This is a genomic window from Streptomyces sp. NPDC050423 (assembly GCF_040655445.1).
Classification (GTDB): domain Bacteria; phylum Actinomycetota; class Actinomycetes; order Streptomycetales; family Streptomycetaceae; genus Streptomyces.
The window spans coordinates 1,669-3,281 of the sequence record NZ_JBFAJY010000085.1 but is presented as its reverse complement, the minus strand read 5'-3'; the positions used below and the strand labels follow the sequence as shown (position 1 = coordinate 3,281).

The 1,613-nt window shown below is 56.9% G+C and carries 1 rRNA gene (running past one end of the window); it reads left to right on the top strand.

The window, feature by feature from the left end:
* Positions 1 to 35 precede the first annotated feature (35 nt).
* A 23S ribosomal RNA gene (locus tag AB0I52_RS32650) occupies positions 36 to 1,613 on the top strand; it runs 1,646 nt beyond the window's last position.

Sequence of the window (1,613 nt, the reverse complement as noted above, 5' to 3'; positions counted from 1 at the left end):
TGCTTGAGAACTGCACAGTGGACGCGAGCATCTGTGGCCAAGTTTTTAAGGGCGCACGGTGGATGCCTTGGCACCAGGAACCGATGAAGGACGTGGGAGGCCACGATAGGCCCCGGGGAGCTGTCAACCAAGCTTTGATCCGGGGGTGTCCGAATGGGGAAACCCGGCAGTCGTCATGGGCTGTCACCCACTGCTGAACACATAGGCAGTGTGGAGGGAACGAGGGGAAGTGAAACATCTCAGTACCCTCAGGAAGAGAAAACAACCGTGATTCCGGGAGTAGTGGCGAGCGAAACTGGATCAGGCCAAACCGTATGCGTGTGATACCCGGCAGGGGTTGCGCATGCGGGGTTGTGGGATCTCTTTTTCACGGTCTGCCGGCTGTGAGACGAGTCAGAAACCGTTGATGTAGGCGAAGGACATGCGAAAGGTCCGGCGTAGAGGGTAAGACCCCCGTAGCTGAAACATTAACGGCTCGTTTAAGAGACACCCAAGTAGCACGGGGCCCGAGAAATCCCGTGTGAATCTGGCGGGACCACCCGTTAAGCCTAAATATTCCCTGGTGACCGATAGCGGATAGTACCGTGAGGGAATGGTGAAAAGTACCGCGGGAGCGGAGTGAAATAGTACCTGAAACCGTGTGCCTACAAGCCGTGGGAGCGTCGCTGTGTGTGCTTGCACATGCAGTCGTGACTGCGTGCCTTTTGAAGAATGAGCCTGCGAGTTTGCGGTGTGTTGCGAGGTTAACCCGTGTGGGGAAGCCGTAGCGAAAGCGAGTCCGAATAGGGCGATTTAGTAGCGCGCTCAAGACCCGAAGCGGAGTGATCTAGCCATGGGCAGGTTGAAGCGGAGGTAAGACTTCGTGGAGGACCGAACCCACCAGGGTTGAAAACCTGGGGGATGACCTGTGGTTAGGGGTGAAAGGCCAATCAAACTCCGTGATAGCTGGTTCTCCCCGAAATGCATTTAGGTGCAGCGTCGTGTGTTTCTTGCCGGAGGTAGAGCACTGGATAGGCGATGGGCCCTACCGGGTTACTGACCTTAGCCAAACTCCGAATGCCGGTAAGTGAGAGCACGGCAGTGAGACTGTGGGGGATAAGCTCCATGGTCGAGAGGGAAACAGCCCAGAGCATCGACTAAGGCCCCTAAGCGTACGCTAAGTGGGAAAGGATGTGGAGTCGCAGAGACAACCAGGAGGTTGGCTTAGAAGCAGCCACCCTTGAAAGAGTGCGTAATAGCTCACTGGTCAAGTGATTCCGCGCCGACAATGTAGCGGGGCTCAAGCGTACCGCCGAAGTCGTGTCATTCCAGCATGTACCCCCAACGGGGGCTGGGATGGGTAGGGGAGCGTCGTGTGCCGGGTGAAGCAGCCGCGGAAGCGAGTTGTGGACGGTTCACGAGTGAGAATGCAGGCATGAGTAGCGATACACACGTGAGAAACGTGTGCGCCGATTGACTAAGGGTTCCTGGGTCAAGCTGATCTGCCCAGGGTAAGTCGGGACCTAAGGCGAGGCCGACAGGCGTAGTCGATGGACAACCGGTTGATATTCCGGTACCCGCTTTGAAACGCCCAGTACTGAATCAGGCGATGCTAAGTCCGTGAAGCCGGCCCT